Here is a 15,138-nt window from a genome sequence, read left to right as displayed (position 1 = left end):
AATCCAGGGTCGGACCAGGACGCCCTGGATTGCTTCGCTACGCTCGCAATGACGAACGATCTATTTCCCTCCCCGGGTCAAGTCCGGAGCGACGGGTCAGCGATCCTTCGCCGGTTCCGCATCGGTCGTTTGCGGCGGGGGCGTGCTGTTGCCCTTGTCCGGCGCGTCCGGGTCGGTAAGCAGTTCCTCTACCGCTTCCTGAACGTCGTTTTCCTTACGCTCGCTCATCACTCCGCTCCTCACGCGATGTTCAGGTTCTCGCCCTGCACCTGATAGTAACTGGCGACGCGATCGGCATACGCCTGATCGAACACCGGCGCGTTGTTCGCCCAGCTCGGGCCGCCCTCCAGCAAGCGCCGGTCGATCGTAACGACATAGCGATCGCGCACCGGATCGAATTGCAGCAGCGAGAAGGGCAACGGATAATAGCTTTTCCCCATCCCCAGAAAACCGCCGAGGCTGAGCACCGCATGCGTCGCGCGCCCGGTCGACTTGTGGACCATGAACGCCTGCACGGTGCCGAGATGATCGCCGTCGCGCGTGTCGACCTTCATCGTGTCGCTGAGGGTGGACTGCACCAGGATCTGGGTCGGTGCGTCGTCGGCCATGACGGGATTCTCCTATGTTAAGCGATCTTGCGCGGTGAACCGTCGTGCCGGTGCGGCGGTTCCGGGCATGGCGGTTGAGCACGCGGCAGCGATCGGTCATAGCGTCGCGGGTGACCCGTCATCTCTCTTCGCTGCCGCTCGCGATGGTCGTACTGGCGAGCGCCGGCTGCGTTCCGCGCGCCGTGCCGCCCGCGCCCATCGTACCAGTACCCGCCCCGAGTCCCGCGCCCGAACCACTCCCCGCGCCCACCCCGGTCGCCAATTGGCAGGATTGGCCGTGGACGCCGGGCGCGTGGCGCTATGTCCGCGATGCCGCGGGCACGCGCGCCAGTTACGGCGGGGCCGGCCAGACTCCCGCGGCCGAACTACGCTGCGACCGCGCGGCGCGAGCGGTGTTGCTGTCGCGCCCGGGCAGCAATCCCGGACCTTTCACGATCCGCACCAGCGCGGCGACGCGCAGCGTCCCGACGCAGGTCGTCGCCGCCGCCGTGCCGCAGGTGTTGGCGCGCTTCGCCAGCGACGACCGGCTGCTGGATGCGATGGCGTTCACGCGCGGGCGCTTCACCGTCGAACAATCCGGCACCCCACCGCTGGTGCTGCCGCCCTGGGCGGAAGTGGGGCGGGTGATCGAGGATTGCCGCGGCTGATCCGACGTTGCGGACGGGGGCGCGAAGTCTGAAATGTTCGTCCAGAACGGGACGCATTACAAGCCTTGTATCGCATCCGCATTCGTCTCACATTGCAGGTGCGGCTTACGCGGTCGCAACTGTTATCAACCAGCGAAAGGAGGTGATCCGATGTCTCATGGTTCAGCAATGGGGTCGGTTCAGTTCGTTCGGGAGATGCGCTTCTAAGGATCGCTGCCCCGCTGCGGGAGGACGCTTCCTCCCTTCAACGTAGCGGGACCGGCGGTTTTTGGAGGCAACATGGTCTCCCGGGCTGGAGCTCTCCGGCCGCTGACCATGTCAAGGGGTTGTCGGGTGTCCGTTTGCGGGCGTTCGGCAACCTCTTCTCATATCTGGCGTAGGCCGGATCAAACGCGCTTTCCTCACACGCCGTCGCCCTGCGCAGGCAGGGGCCTATGTCTGTGTGGTGTGGCGAAACAGCTGACAAAGACAGGTCGGTCGCAAATGCACGGTCGGTGCAGAACGAGACAGACACGGGCTCCTGCTTTCGCAGGAGAGACGGCAGCCTGAAAGTTATTGATACTCACTCGCACTGACGATAAAGCCCCGCTCGATCAAAGGGGTTTCCATGTTCGTCCGTCATTCCAGCAGCATCCTCACCGTCGCCATTCTGCTCGCCGCCGCCCCGGCGGTAGCGCAGCAGCGCAGCGACACCACGACGCCCGACGACGTGATCGTCACCGGCCGTCAGGCGCCCGATCTCGCCAGCGCCGGGACCAAGTCGGCGCTGCCGCTTGCCGAGACCGCGCAGTCGATCACCGTTGTCACCGGCGACCAGATCGAGGCGCTCGGGCTGCAGAACCTCAACCAGGCGCTGCGCTTCGTCGCGGGCGTCACGCCCGAGACGCGCGGATCGAGCGCCGAGGTCTACGACCAGTTCAAGCTGCGCGGCTTCGACGCGCCGGTGTTCCTCGACGGGCTGAAGCAGTTCGGCAGCACCACCGGCTATGCGATCCCGCAGGTCGACGTCTCGCGGCTGGCGCGCTTCGAGGTGCTCAAGGGACCGGCCTCGACGCTCTACGGCCAGTCGAGCCCCGGCGGGCTGGTCGCACAGTCGAGCAAGCTGCCGGTCGACGTGCCGCTCTACGGCGCGATCGCGGGCACCTATGGCGAATACAACCTCTACCGCGTCGATGCCGATGTCGGCGGCGCGGCGGGCAGCGACGTGCTGTGGCGCGTCTATGGCAGCGCGAACGGCAGCGACACGCAGCAGCGCTTCGCCAAGCGCGAGCGGCAGACCGTCTCAGGCGCGGTGACGATCGGCAACGGCTCGCGCACGACCTTCACCCTGCTCGGCACCTATTCGCACGATCCGCATAACGGCGCCTATGGCGTCTTCCCGGCGCTCGGCACGCTGGTCGACAATCCCAACGGCAAATTGTCGACGGGCTTCGACGGCGGCGAGGCGGGCAACCGCTACCAGCGCGAACAGGCGGCGGGGACGTACATCTTCACGCACGATTTCGGCGGCGGCTGGCGCTTCCGCTCGTCGGGCCGTTACCAGAACGTCACGTCGCAACTCGGGCTGGTCTATGTCAGCGGCGCGCCGGTGGCGGGCAGCACGCGCGTCTACAACCGCGCCAGCTATGCGACCGACGAGGAGCTGAACAACTGGACCTATGACAACCAGCTCGCCGGCACCGTGCGCACCGGGCCGGTCACGCACCGGTTGCTGTTCGGCGTCGACCGGCAGGTGGCGCATTCGACCGAGGTCGGCCAGTTCGGCGGCGCGACCCCGCTCGACGTCTACAATCCGGTCTACGGCACGATGACGGTGCCGCGCACCCCCGCGCAGGTTCCGGACGGCTTCGGCCTGTTCACGCTGGATGCGCGACTGCGGCAGCAGGGCGTCTATGCGCAGGACCAGATGGAACTGGGCGCGTTGCGCGTCACGCTCGGCGGCCGGCAGGATTGGGCGTGGGGACAGCAGGACGGCGGCACCCCGAAGAAGGATGACAAGTTCACGTGGCGTGCCGCGGCGCTCTACACCCTGCCCTTCGGCCTTGCGCCCTATGTCAGCTACTCGACCTCGTTCGAGCCTCAATCGGCGACGGTGCGCCGCGGCGATGGCTCGCTCGGGATCGCCGACCCGTCGTTCGGCAAGCAGATCGAGGCGGGCGCGAAGTTCAGCGTGCCCGGCACGCCGATCCTGCTGTCGGGCGCGTGGTTCCGCATCGACCAGACCAACGTCGTCACCTCGACCCCCGATTTCTCGATTTCGCGCCAGACCGGCGAGGTCCGCTCGACCGGTGTCGAGTTCGAAGGCAGCGCGCCGCTCGGGCTCGGCTTCACCGCGCGCGCCGCATACAGCCGCCAGCGCGTGCGCGTGACCAGCGACCCGCAGGATCCGTCGCGGGTCGGGCGCGGGCTGGAAACGGTCGGGCGCGGCGGCGCGTCGCTGATCCTCGACTGGGCGCCCGAGCGCGGCACCTTCCAGGGGTTCGCGCTGGGCGGTGCGGTGCGGCACGTCGACGAAGTCTATGCTGGCGTCTACACCCCGCCCGAAAACCCTTCGGCGGCGGCACCGCTCAACAGCCCGTCCTACACCGTCTATGACGCCTGGGCGCGGTTCGATCTCGAGCGGCTCAGCCCGTCGCTCAAGGGGCTGACCGCCTCGGTCAACGCCTCCAACCTGTTCGACAAGACCTACATCACGTCGTGCTTCGCCAATTACGCGTGGTGCTGGTACGGCAACCGCCGCGTCGTGCAGGGAACGATCGCCTACCGCTTCTGATCGCGATCAACGCCTTAACGATGAACCTCTGATCGTCCCGCCCGTTCGCGCCCGGATATCGGGAGAGTTGCGACATGGACGATCAGGGCACCACGCGCCGTTCCATTCTGGGCGGCGCCGCAGCGGCAGGGCTGGCGCTCGGCGGCGCGGGCAGCGCCGCGGCGCAGTCTGCCGGGTCGAGAGCGGCGGTGCCGCTGCGCGATCCACGCAGCAAATACACCAGTCAGCCTTTCCCCGAGCAGCGCCAGCCGTGGCCCGCATTGCAGGGCAAGATGACCCCGCGTCCCGACAGTGGCGAGACCAGCTACCGCGGCTCGGGCAGGCTGACCGGGCGCAAGGCGCTGGTCACCGGCGGCGACAGCGGGATCGGCCGCGCCGCCGCGATCGCGTTCGCGCGCGAGGGGGCCGATGTTGCGATCAATTACTATCCGACCGAGGAGCCCGACGCGCGTGAGGTCAAGGCGCTGATCGAACAGGCCGGACGCAAGGCGGTGCTGCTGCCCGCCGACATCCGGACCGAGAAGGCGTGCACCAAGCTGGTCACCGATGCGGTGCGCCAGCTCGGCGGGCTCGACCTGCTCGTCAACAACGCCGCCTATCAACAGAGCAAGGCCGATATCTCGGAGATCAGCGACGAGCAGATGGTGCGGACCTTCGAGACCAACATCTTCGCGATGTTCCGCATCGCCAAGGCGGCGATCCCGTCGATGCCGCCGGGGTCGGTCATCATCAACACCGGCTCGGTCAACAGCTACGACCCCGGCGAGGAGTTGCTCGATTACGCAACTACGAAGGGTGCGATCCTGATCTTCACCAAGGGGCTGGCCAAGCAGCTCGCCAAGAAGGGCATCCGCGTCAACATGGTCGCGCCCGGCCCGATCTGGACGCCGTTGCAGGTGGCGGGCGGGCAGTTGCCGGGCAAGATGGGCGAGTTCGGGCAGGACACGCCAATGGGCCGCGCCGGGCAGCCCGCCGAACTGGCCCCGCTGTACGTCGCGCTGGCGGAGGACGGGACGAGCTTCTCGACCGGCACTGCGGTCGGGGCGCATGGCGGCAAGGGAAATCCCTGACCACCCCGCTTGGACGCGAGCCGCCCCCGACCACCACCGTCATCCCCGCGAAGGCGGGGATCCAGACGCGCAGGTCTTCGCAGGAGTTCAGCCGTCAGAGGTTCTGGATCCCCGCCTTCGCGGGGATGACGAGTGAGGGATGACGGTGAAGCGGCAACCTCACTGACCCAGATCAACGCACGGCTTTTCCACGGAACGCCCCTCCCCGACCGGCCATTGACGGCGCGACAGGAAAGGAGCCGCCATGGCCGATGACGCCCCGCTCGCCGCCGCCAAACACGACAAGCCGACCGCGCTTGCCGCCCGCGCCGTCACGATCAACCAGCCCGTCGCCGAGGTCTATTCGCGTTTCCGCGACTTCGCCGCCTGGCCCGCGTTCATGGAGAACGTCGTGCGCATCGACGTGCACGACGAACGCCGCTCGCACTGGGTCGTCAAGGCGCCCGGTGGCAGCCATGTCGAATGGGACGCGCGGATCACCGAGGAAGTCCCCGGCAAGCTGCTCGCGTGGGAAAGCGAGCCGGGAGCCGAAATCCCCAACCGCGGCCGGGTCGAGTTCCGCGACGCCGGGGCGCGCGGCACGGTGATCGTCGCGACGATCGACTATGACCCGCCCGCCGGAGTGATCGGCAAGGTGATCGCCAAGATGTTCCAGCGCGAACCCGCAATCCAGGCGCGCCGCGACCTGCGCCGCTTCAAGCAGCTGCTGGAAACCGGCGAGATCGCCACCCCCGCGATGAACGCCAAGCAATTCGAGGAGATGGGGCTGTGAAAGCGATCGCCTGGCACGGCAAGCACGATGTCCGCGTCGACACTGTCGACGATCCCGGGATCGTTAATCCGCGCGACTGTATCATCAAGGTCACCTCGACCGCGATCTGCGGGTCGGACCTTCACCTCTACGACGGCTACATCCCGACGATGCAGTCGGGCGACATCCTCGGCCACGAATTCATGGGCGAGGTGGTCGAGGTCGGCGCGAAGTCGACGCTCAAGAAGGGCCAGCGCGTCGTCGTGCCGTTCACGATCTCGTGCGGCAGCTGCTATCATTGCACCAAGCAGCAATTCTCCGCCTGCGACAACGGCCTGCCCGCCGACAATCAGGACATCGCGCAGGAACTGTACGGCCAGCCGATGGCCGGGCTGTTCGGCTACAGCCACATGACCGGCGGCTATGCCGGCGGGCAGGCCGAGTATGTCCGCGTGCCGTTCAGCGACGTCGGTCCGATCGTCATTCCCGACGGGGTTGAGGACGACAAGGTGCTGTTCCTCTCCGACATTCTCCCGACCGGCTGGATGGCCGCGGAGAATGCCGACATCGAGCCCGGCGATACCGTCGCGGTATGGGGCTGCGGCCCGGTCGGGCTGTTCGCGATTCAGTCGGCGTTCCTGATGGGCGCGGAGCGCGTGATCGCGATCGATCACTTCCCCAACCGGCTCAAGCTGGCCGCGCAGTTCGGTGCCGAGACGATCAACTTCGAGGAAAGCGCGGTCTATGAGGCGCTGATGGTGATGACCGGCGGGATCGGCCCCGATGCGGTGATCGACAGCGTCGGGCTGGAGGCGCACGGTTTCTTCGTCGACAACGTGCTCGACCAGATCAAGGTGTCGACCTTTACCGGCACCGACCGGGCTCACGCCAACCGCCAGGCGATCATCGCGTGCCGCAAGGGCGGGCGTGTGTCGATGCCGGCGGTCTATGGCGGGTTCGTCGACAAATGGCCGCTCGGCGCGTTCATGGAAAAGGGGTTGCAGCTCAAGACCGGGCAGACCCACGTCCAGCGTTACCTCCCCGCATTGCTGACCGCGATCCTCGAGGAGAAGATCGACACCACCTTCCTGATCTCGCACCGCATGCCGCTGGAGCAGGGGCCGGAGGGGTACAAGATGTTCCACGACCAGCAGAATGACGTGACGAAGATCGTGCTGAAGCCGGGGATGTAAACACATCGTCATCCCCGCGCAGGCGGAGATCCAGAACCTCCGACGTCTCGGCTCAAGCAGCCACCTGCGCGTCTGGATCCCCGCCTGCGCGGGGATGACGGAACACAATTGGAGAGACATGATGCCCAACAAATTCGCGATCATCACCGGCGCCTCGACCGGCATCGGTTTCGAACTCGCCACGCTCGCGGCGAAGGACGGTTACGACATCCTCGTGGTCGCCGACGAGCCGCTGATCGACGCCGCCGCCGCCGATTTCAAGCAATTCGGCACCGAGGTCTCCTCGGTCGAGGCAGACCTGTCGACGATCGACGGCGTCGACAGGCTGCTCGCCGCCGCCGAAGGTCGCCCGATCGACCTGCTCTGCGCCAATGCCGGCAAAGGGCTGGGCCGCGGGTTCCTTGATCAGGACGTCGCCGACTGGCGGCGCGTGGTCGACACCAACATCACCGGCACGCTCTATCTGCTCCAGAAGGTGCTGCGCCAGATGACCGAACGGCATCAGGGCAAGGTGCTGGTCACCGGCTCGATCGCAGGGTTCATTCCGGGCAGCTTCCAGGCGGTCTATAACGGCACCAAGGCGTTCGTGGATTCGTTCACCGATGCGCTGCGCGACGAGCTGAAGGATCACGAGGGGATCACGCTGACGACGCTGATGCCCGGCCCGGTCGACACCGAATTCTTCGATCGCGCCGACATGATGGACACCGACGTCGGCACCTCGGACAGCAAGTCCGATCCGGCCAAGGTTGCGCAGGACGGCTGGGACGCGCTGATGGCGGGCAAGCATTCGATCGTCTCGGGCTGGAAGAACAAGCTGCAGGTCGCCGCCGCGCACATCCTGCCGCCCGAAGTCACCGCACACCAGCACCGCAACATGGCCGAGCCGGGCACCGCGAAGGAGTAGACGTCGTCCCGGACGGGCGTGACCGGATCGCGTCACGTACCGTTCGTGCTGAGCCTGTCGAAGCACGTGCCCTGCCACGCGCCCTACGATGAACGGTGAGAGAGAGGCGCAACCTGCGCCCCGCTCAATCCCCGGCAAACGTCCATCCCGAGATCGCCCGCTCGCGTTCGTTGACCAGCAGTGCCCGCCCAACCGGCGGCGCCGAGCGCTGCGGGCACGCCATCCGGTGACACGCCCGACATCCCAGCCCGACCGACGTCGCCGCGCCGGTCAAGTCCAGCCCGCGCGCCGCTGCGAGCGTCCCGGCCACTTCGGCGGGCACCCCGAGTGCGACCGCGAACCCGCTCTCGACCCGGTTCGCGCCCGCGCCCACGGAAGCGCCGGTCACCGCCACCGCCAGCGTGAACCAGCGCGCGCCATCCTCCAGTTCCAGCACTTGCGGCACGACGCTCCCCGGCCGGTCGAAGGCATGGTGGATGCGCCATAGCGGGCAGCGTGTCTCGCTTGCGAGCAACGGCGTGTCGCTTGCCCCGGCGAAGCGCTTCGACGCCTGCCCGGCCCGATCGACGCGCAGCAGGAAGAACGGCAGCCCGCGCGCACCCACCCGCTGCAAGGTCGTCAGCCGGTGCGCAACCTGCTCCAGCCCTGCGCCGAAGCGCCGCTGCAACAGCTCCAGATCATAGCCGCTCGCCTCGCACGCGCGCAGGAACCGCGCGTACGGCATCATCACCGCCGCCGCGAAATAGCCGGACAGGTGCCGCCGGAACAACCGCTCCGCCACACGGTCAAGCGCCGCGCCGCGCACCAGCGCGTCGATCTCCGCGCGTGCCTCGATCAACCCGCATTGCACCGCCAGCGCGAAGCTCCGCGACCAGGGCGCGAGCCGCTCGGCGAGTTGCACCTGCCGCGCGTGCAGGTCGATGCGGACGAGATGATCGGGCAGCGCCTCGACCGGCAGAATGCGGATCGCCAGCCCATGCCGGACCCGCAGCCGCTCGACCAGCGCACCGTAAAGGTCCGCGCCGACCAGCCGCAGTTCGTCTGCGAGCGTCTCGGCCGCGGCGTCGAGATCGGGGAAGTGGTTGCGCCAGCGCTCGATCTCGCGCCGCACCGTGACCGCCGGATCGTCGAGCGTCGGCGCGGCCGCACCGCCCTGCCCGCGGTCGAAGGCGCGCGCGAACGCCTCCGCCCCGCCCGGCGCGGCGGCGAGCCATTCCTCGACCTCGCTGCGGTCGACCTCCAGATCGGCGAACAGCGGGTCGGCCAGCCGCCGCCGGATCGCCGACGCGCCGCCGCCCGGCTCGCCCGCGAGCAGCACGCGCGGATCGAAGTCGAACCGGTCGGCCAGCGTGACCAGCAACCCGGCCGGCACCGCACGCTGGTTGCGCTCGATCAGGTTGAGATAGCTGGGCGAAATGGCGAGCATCTCGGCCATCGCTGCCTGTGTCAGCCCGTGGCGTCGCCGCAACCGCCGCACTGCATGTCCCGCCAGCAGCTTGTCCCGGCTCACCCGCCCCTCCTGTAAATCCCTTTACAACTTGACGAACTATAGCGGCCCGCGACGGACGAAGCGACATGAATTGCCTGTGAATTGCTGACAGCTTGCGGGTGCGAGCCGCTACGATGCTTCCATCCCAAGCAAGGAGCAGTCACCATGCCGCACACTGAACCGCAGCGCAGCCGCGCGGTCTTCTCGACCGAGGACTTCGGGCTGATGAAGGAAGCGGTCGCGAACTACGTCCGCCAGATCGCCGACGACCCGCGCTCGTCGAAATTCTCCAATCTGTATCATCGCCTCGGACGGCTCGGCTGAGAGGATCGCCATGACCTATCAGGACAGCGTCGCCGCCGCGCAGCGCACCATCACGCAGGCCGGCCCCGGCTGGCACGACATCCAGCCCGAGGCGGTGGCACGGATGCGCTTGCAGAACCGCTTCCGCTCCGGGCTCGACATTGCGCGCCACACCGCGGCGGTGATGCGGCGCGATATGGCGGCTTATAATGCCGACCCGAGTGCTTACACTCAGTCGCTCGGCTGCTGGCACGGCTTCATCGCGCAGCAGAAGATCATCAGCATCCGCAAGCATTTCGGCACCACCAAGGGGCGCTATCTCTATCTGTCGGGCTGGATGGTCGCCGCGCTGCGCAGCGACTTCGGCCCGCTTCCTGACCAGTCGATGCACGAGAAGACCGCGGTGCCGGCGCTGATCGAGGAAATTTACACCTTCCTCAAACAGGCCGACGCGCGCGAGTTGAACCTGCTGTTCCGCGACATCGACGCAGCGCGCGCCAGCGGCAATGCAGTGGAGGCGCAGCGGCTGATCCACGCGGTCGACCATTACGAGAGCCATGTCGTTCCGATCATCGCCGACATCGACGCCGGCTTCGGCAATGCCGAGGCGACCTATCTGCTCGCGCGCAAGATGATCGAGGCCGGCGCCTGCGCTCTCCAGATCGAGAACCAGGTCTCCGACGAGAAACAATGCGGGCATCAGGACGGCAAGGTGACGGTGCCGCACGAGGACTTTCTCGCGAAGGTTCGCGCCTGCCGCTACGCCTTCATGGAACTGGGCGTCGAGGACGGCATCATCGTCGCGCGCACCGACTCGCTTGGGGCCGGCCTGACCAAGCAAATCGCCTATTCGCGCGCGCCCGGCGATCTCGGCGACCAGTATAATAGGTATCTCGACGCCGATCCGGTCACGGTGCCGGAGCGTGGCGACGTGCTGATCGAGCGCGACGGGCAGTTGCTGCGACCGAAGCGGCTTGCCTCGAACCTGTTCCAGTTCCGCGCCGGCACGGGCGAGGATCGTTGCGTGCTCGACTGCGTGACCGCGCTCCGCCACGGGGCCGACCTGTTGTGGATCGAAACCGAGCGCCCCGACATCGCGCAGATCGCCGGGATGGTCGATCGCATCCGCGCCGAAGTGCCCGACGCCAAGCTGGTCTACAACAATTCGCCCAGCTTCAACTGGACGCTCAACTTTCGCCAGCAAGTGTTCGACCGCTGGCGCACGGAAGGCCGCGACGTCGCCGGCTACGATCGGGCGCGATTGATGGACGCCGGCTACGACGAAAGCCCGCTGGCGGTCGAGGCGGACGAGCGCATCCGCACCTTCCAGCGCGACGCGTCGCAGCGCGCCGGCATCTTTCACCATCTCATCACCTTGCCGACCTATCACACCGCGGCGCTCGGCACCGATCTGTTGGCGCGCGACTATTTCGGCGCAGCGGGAATGCTCGGTTACGTCAGGCATGTGCAACGTCGTGAAATTCGAGAGGGGATCGCCTGCGTCCGCCACCAGAACATGTCCGGCAGCGATATCGGCGACGACCACAAGGACTATTTCGCCGGGGACGCCGCGCTCAAGGCCGGGGGAGCGCACAATACGATGAACCAATTCGCTGCGTGACTCACTTCTAACCCGCTGCGGTGACTTTTCGTCGCATTGTAATATTACTGCCGTTGCATGATGCACTGCGGCGTGGGAATAGCCGAAGGCCCTGAGGGAGATGTTTGTATGAAGAAGTTTCTGATGGCGGCTGCGGTCGCGTCGCTCGCCACCGTTCCGGCGGTTGCGGCTCCGGTCAACTCGGCTGCCAGCCTGTCGGTCGCCAAGTCGGTCCGCGCCTCGGCGCCGGCTGCAAAGAAGAACGAGCTGGCCGGTGGTGGTCTGATCGTTGCGGCCGTCGCGGCGGCGGCGGTGATCGCCGGCATCGTCATCATCGCTGATGACGGCGACGATTCGGACAGCAACTAAGCTGTCTTGAGCCAAGGAAGGAGGGAGCGGCGCCGGCGTCGCTCCCTCTTTTCTTATGTCCGCGCTTACCCGGTCGCGACCGCCGGCACCGGCGGCGGCGTTTCGCGCCCGGCATCGGTCACGAACACCCCGACGCGCGCCGCGCGCACACCCCAGCGCTCGCTGGCGGTCCATTGCACGATCAACGGCGACAGCAGCAGCCCGGCGGTGACCGGCGCCAGCCACAGCGCCGCATGGGGCATCAACGGCGACAGCGCCAGCAGCAACATGCCCAGCAGCACATGCCAGCGATAGCGCGGCAGGATCGCCGCCATCGGCAGCCCGTCGACGCGACGGTTCTGCGCATGCCACTCCGCCTTGCGCTGCGTCGCGATACCGAGCAGGTCGATCGTCTGCGTCAGCGCAATCCCCGGCGCGGCGAGCGTCGACAGCGGCACGTCGACCAGCACCGATCGCAGGATCCCCCCTGCCCCGCCCAACGCGCGGCGGCGCTGCGCATCGCCCAGCGCGTGGATGATGCCGAGCAGCTTCGGCCCGAACAGCAGCGCCAGCGTCAGCTCGAGCACCATCCCCGAGGGATCACCCGACATCAGCCCCGGCTCGCCGCGCACCGCCTGCACGACGCTGACCGCGATCAGCAGCAGCCACAGCGGCGAGGCGAGATACCCCGCCGCGCCGAGCAGCAATTGCAGCCGGTTGATCCAGTGAAATCCCGATGCGCCCAGCAGTTGAAGATGCTGGAGATTGCCCTGCGCCCAGCGGCGATCGCGCACCCCGGCGTCGATCAGCGTCGGGGGATATTCCTCGAACGTCTCCTCGGTCATCACCATGTGCACGCGCCAGCCGCGCCGCCGTAGCAGCGCCGCCTCCACGACGTCGTGGCTCATGATCGTTCCCCCGAACGGCGGCGCGCCCGGCAGTACTGGCAACCCGCAACTGTCCGCGAAGGCGCGGACGCGGATCAGCGCATTATGCCCCCAGAACGTCGCCTCCGCCCCCGACCACCACACCAGCCCCGCGGTCGCGGCGGGGCCGTAGATCCGGCTGGAGAATTGCATCCAGCGCTGGAACAGGGTCGAGGCGCCGATCACCTGCGGCACGGTCTGGAGCAGGGCGACGCCGGGGCGGCGATCCATGATCTGGGTCATGCCAACGATCGTCTCGCCCCCCATCAGGCTATCGGCGTCGAGCATCAGCATATAGTCGTAGGCGGCACCGTGCGCGCGCAGCCAGTCGGCGATATTGCCCGGCTTGCGCCCGACATTCTCGACGCGGCGGCGATAATAGATCGCGCATTCCGATCGCTCGGCCAGCGCCCGCCACGCCGCGACTTCGGCGGCTTCGTTCTCGGCGGCGGAATCGCTCAGGATGAAGAAGTCGAACGCGCCGCACGACCCTGTCCGTGCCAGCGCGTCTGCCATCTGCGCCAGCCGCCCGCACACTTCGCCGATATCCTCGTTATGGACCGGCATCAGGATCGCGGTGCGGCCCTTCAGCGGCTCCGACCAGCGCGGCATCGGGGTGAAACCGGGGTGGAGCCCGGTCGCCAGCACGATATAGCCGACGACGGTGTTGATGAAGCCGAACGCGAGCAGCGCGAACAGCGGAAAGAACACCGTCAGCAACAGCATGTCGCTGATTGTCAGCCCGTCGGTCAGCACCGATTCCTTGAGCGTCGTCGACGCGGCGAGCGCCAGCACCAGCGTCAATAGCACCAGCAAAGCGCGCCGCGCGAACGTGTCCGCCCCCGACCCGATCGCGCCATCGAACGGGTCCGGCGCGCGCTCCGGCGGCGGCGGTCCGTCGAAGCGCTGCTCGGGCATGTCGAGCGGCGCGGGGGCGGGCAGTCGCGGGCGAGGTTCGCTCATGGACGGTAGAGCGGCATCAGCAGCGTCTCGCTGAGCGTCGCAGTGCCGCGCTTCAGGAACAGTCGCACGTCAGCCGGCCCGCTACCGTCCGGTGCGATATCGGCGGTGACGCGCCAGCGGTTGCGCTGCCCGACGACGGGATAGGCCGCGCTTTCCAGCAGCTTTCCGCGCGCAACGCCGATCTCGGCACTTACCCCGCTCTGCCGCGTCAGCCCGGCCAGCCCGTCGCCGACGAAGTCCGCCACCAGCTTCACCGCACCCGCGATCGGCTCTGCGCCGGGCCGCCCCGCGCTGCCGGTCCAGCTGTCGACGACATGCGCGACGCGGTCGAGCGTCGGGTCGTCCCCGCCCCACGTCAGCCGATAATCGTAGGCGAGCCGCTGCCCCGCGCGCACCGGCGCGCCCGGTGTCCAGAAACACACGACATTGTCGGTCGTCTCGCCCGCGGTCGGAAAGGCGTAGAGGATCACGCGCCCGCTCCCCCACTTCCCCTGCGGCTCGATCCACAAATTGGGGCGGCGATCGTAGAACGCGCCATCGTCCTGATAATGGTCGAAATTACGGTCGCGCTGGAGCAAGCCGAACCCGCGCACGTCGTCGGCGGCGAAGCTGTCGGTGGTCGGCTGCGCCGGGTTGCGCAGCGGCCGCCACACCCGCTCGCCGCCGGCAGTGCGCATCGCGAGCCCGTCCGAATCGTGGATCTCGGGCCGCCAGTCGGCCGCGGTCTTGTGGCTGCGGTCGTCGTACCAGAACATGCTGGTCGCCGGTGCGATGCCGAGCCGCGCGACCGGCTTGCGGAGGAACAGCACCGACGACACGTCCTGCACCACCGCCTTCGGGTGGCGCGAGACGAAGCGATATGCGCCAGTCAGGCTCTCGCCGTCGAGCAGCGCATAGATCGTATAGCCCCCGTCGCCGAGCCGCTCGATCCAGAACTCGGTGAAGACCGGAAACTCTTCCTTCTCCAGCCCGGTGTCGATCGCGATGCCGCGCGCCGACAAGCCATATTGGTCGAGCGCGCCCGCCGAGCGGAAATAGGAGGCGCCCATATAGGCGAGCCAGTCGCTGTCCTTGCCTTGCTCCATGACGCGGAAGCCCGCGAAGCCCGGCGCAGGGGTGACACCCGGCTTGGTCTCGAACAGCGACGGCGCGTAATCGACCCGCGTCGCGCGGCCATCGGCAACGACGTTGAGCGTGACCGGCACCGGCGCATATTTGCCGAGCGGGAACGGACGGATACCCCCGGCCAGCGTCTTGTCGGCGCGGTAGCGGATGCCGCCGACCGCATCATAGTCGAGCGCGGCCGCGGCGGCGACCGGCGGCACCGCGCGATAGGGTTGCTTCGCCAGCGCCGCCGCGCGTTGCTGAAGAACTTCCCAGGAGAAGGGCGTCGAGCTACCCGCGCGCGCTTGCGCCCGGACCAGCGCCGGCCAGAGCGCCGCAGCGCCCGTCGCCAGCATCGCATCGCGTCGGCTGAAAATCGTCATGGCTGCGAAACAAGCTACGCGGCCGATTGTTGCAACGCAAAACGCCCGCGACACACTGCCGCGTGCGCGCGAC

Annotated in this window: 14 protein-coding genes; 9 read left to right on the top strand and 5 right to left on the bottom strand. The window is 67.7% G+C overall.

The window, feature by feature from the left end:
- Positions 1 to 96: 96 nt before the first annotated feature.
- Positions 97 to 228: a hypothetical protein gene (locus tag PGN12_09835; protein ID MEH3104192.1), complete on the bottom strand. Its 132-nt coding sequence runs from the start codon at positions 226 to 228 to the stop codon at positions 97 to 99.
- Positions 229 to 239: 11 nt separating this feature from the next.
- Positions 240 to 608: a PRC-barrel domain-containing protein gene (locus PGN12_09830; GenBank protein ID MEH3104191.1), complete on the bottom strand. Its 369-nt coding sequence runs from the start codon at positions 606 to 608 to the stop codon at positions 240 to 242.
- A gap of 110 nt (positions 609 to 718) precedes the next feature.
- On the opposite strand from PGN12_09830, the gene PGN12_09825 reads away from it, so the two are divergent.
- The 6 genes from PGN12_09825 to PGN12_09800 all read left to right on the top strand — a co-directional run bounded on the left by PGN12_09825 (position 719) and on the right by PGN12_09800 (position 7,949).
- Complete coding sequence (locus PGN12_09825) at positions 719 to 1,255, top strand: hypothetical protein (GenBank protein ID MEH3104190.1); 537 nt, start codon at positions 719 to 721, stop codon at positions 1,253 to 1,255.
- A gap of 607 nt (positions 1,256 to 1,862) precedes the next feature.
- Complete coding sequence (locus PGN12_09820; protein MEH3104189.1) at positions 1,863 to 4,028, top strand: TonB-dependent siderophore receptor; 2,166 nt, start codon at positions 1,863 to 1,865, stop codon at positions 4,026 to 4,028.
- A gap of 74 nt (positions 4,029 to 4,102) precedes the next feature.
- Positions 4,103 to 5,098, top strand: coding sequence for an SDR family oxidoreductase (locus PGN12_09815; protein ID MEH3104188.1), 996 nt, complete (start codon positions 4,103 to 4,105; stop codon positions 5,096 to 5,098).
- Between the two features lie 244 nt (positions 5,099 to 5,342).
- Positions 5,343 to 5,870, top strand: coding sequence for an SRPBCC family protein (locus PGN12_09810; GenBank protein ID MEH3104187.1), 528 nt, complete (start codon positions 5,343 to 5,345; stop codon positions 5,868 to 5,870).
- A complete protein-coding gene (locus PGN12_09805; protein MEH3104186.1) occupies positions 5,867 to 7,042 on the top strand; it encodes a glutathione-dependent formaldehyde dehydrogenase in 1,176 nt (391 codons plus the stop codon). Before PGN12_09810 ends, PGN12_09805 begins: the two co-directional genes overlap by 4 nt.
- Positions 7,043 to 7,163: 121 nt before the next feature.
- Entirely contained in the window at positions 7,164 to 7,949 is a 786-nt protein-coding gene (locus PGN12_09800) for an SDR family NAD(P)-dependent oxidoreductase (protein MEH3104185.1), read from the top strand.
- A gap of 124 nt (positions 7,950 to 8,073) precedes the next feature.
- Here the strand turns inward: PGN12_09800 and PGN12_09795 are convergent, their stop codons facing one another.
- On the bottom strand, positions 8,074 to 9,459 hold the full coding sequence (locus PGN12_09795) for a short-chain fatty acyl-CoA regulator family protein (GenBank protein MEH3104184.1): 1,386 nt from the start codon (positions 9,457 to 9,459) through the stop codon (positions 8,074 to 8,076).
- A 144-nt stretch (positions 9,460 to 9,603) separates the two neighbouring features.
- On the opposite strand from PGN12_09795, the gene PGN12_09790 reads away from it, so the two are divergent.
- The 3 genes from PGN12_09790 (at position 9,604) to PGN12_09780 (ending at position 11,710) form a co-directional block, all read left to right on the top strand.
- Complete coding sequence (locus tag PGN12_09790) at positions 9,604 to 9,762, top strand: hypothetical protein (protein ID MEH3104183.1); 159 nt, start codon at positions 9,604 to 9,606, stop codon at positions 9,760 to 9,762.
- 10 nt (positions 9,763 to 9,772) lie between these two features.
- Positions 9,773 to 11,362, top strand: coding sequence for an isocitrate lyase (locus PGN12_09785; GenBank protein ID MEH3104182.1), 1,590 nt, complete (start codon positions 9,773 to 9,775; stop codon positions 11,360 to 11,362).
- A 108-nt stretch (positions 11,363 to 11,470) separates the two neighbouring features.
- Positions 11,471 to 11,710 (top strand): hypothetical protein, encoded by a 240-nt coding sequence (locus PGN12_09780; GenBank protein ID MEH3104181.1) that lies wholly within the window; start codon positions 11,471 to 11,473, stop codon positions 11,708 to 11,710.
- Between the two features lie 65 nt (positions 11,711 to 11,775).
- On the opposite strand, the gene mdoH is transcribed toward PGN12_09780, so the two are convergent.
- Both mdoH and PGN12_09770 read right to left on the bottom strand, forming a co-directional pair.
- Positions 11,776 to 13,578, bottom strand: a complete 1,803-nt coding sequence (gene mdoH / locus PGN12_09775; protein ID MEH3104180.1) for a glucans biosynthesis glucosyltransferase MdoH — start codon at positions 13,576 to 13,578, stop codon at positions 11,776 to 11,778.
- Positions 13,575 to 15,065 carry a glucan biosynthesis protein gene (locus PGN12_09770; GenBank protein MEH3104179.1) on the bottom strand — a complete coding sequence of 497 codons (1,491 nt, stop codon included), beginning with the start codon at positions 15,063 to 15,065 and terminating at the stop codon, positions 13,575 to 13,577. Before PGN12_09770 ends, mdoH begins: the two co-directional genes overlap by 4 nt.
- Between the last annotated feature and the right edge of the window lie 73 nt (positions 15,066 to 15,138).

This window comes from Sphingomonas phyllosphaerae (assembly GCA_036946405.1).
Classification (GTDB): domain Bacteria; phylum Pseudomonadota; class Alphaproteobacteria; order Sphingomonadales; family Sphingomonadaceae; genus Sphingomonas; species Sphingomonas phyllosphaerae_D.
This window is presented reverse-complemented; position numbering and strand designations above follow the sequence as displayed.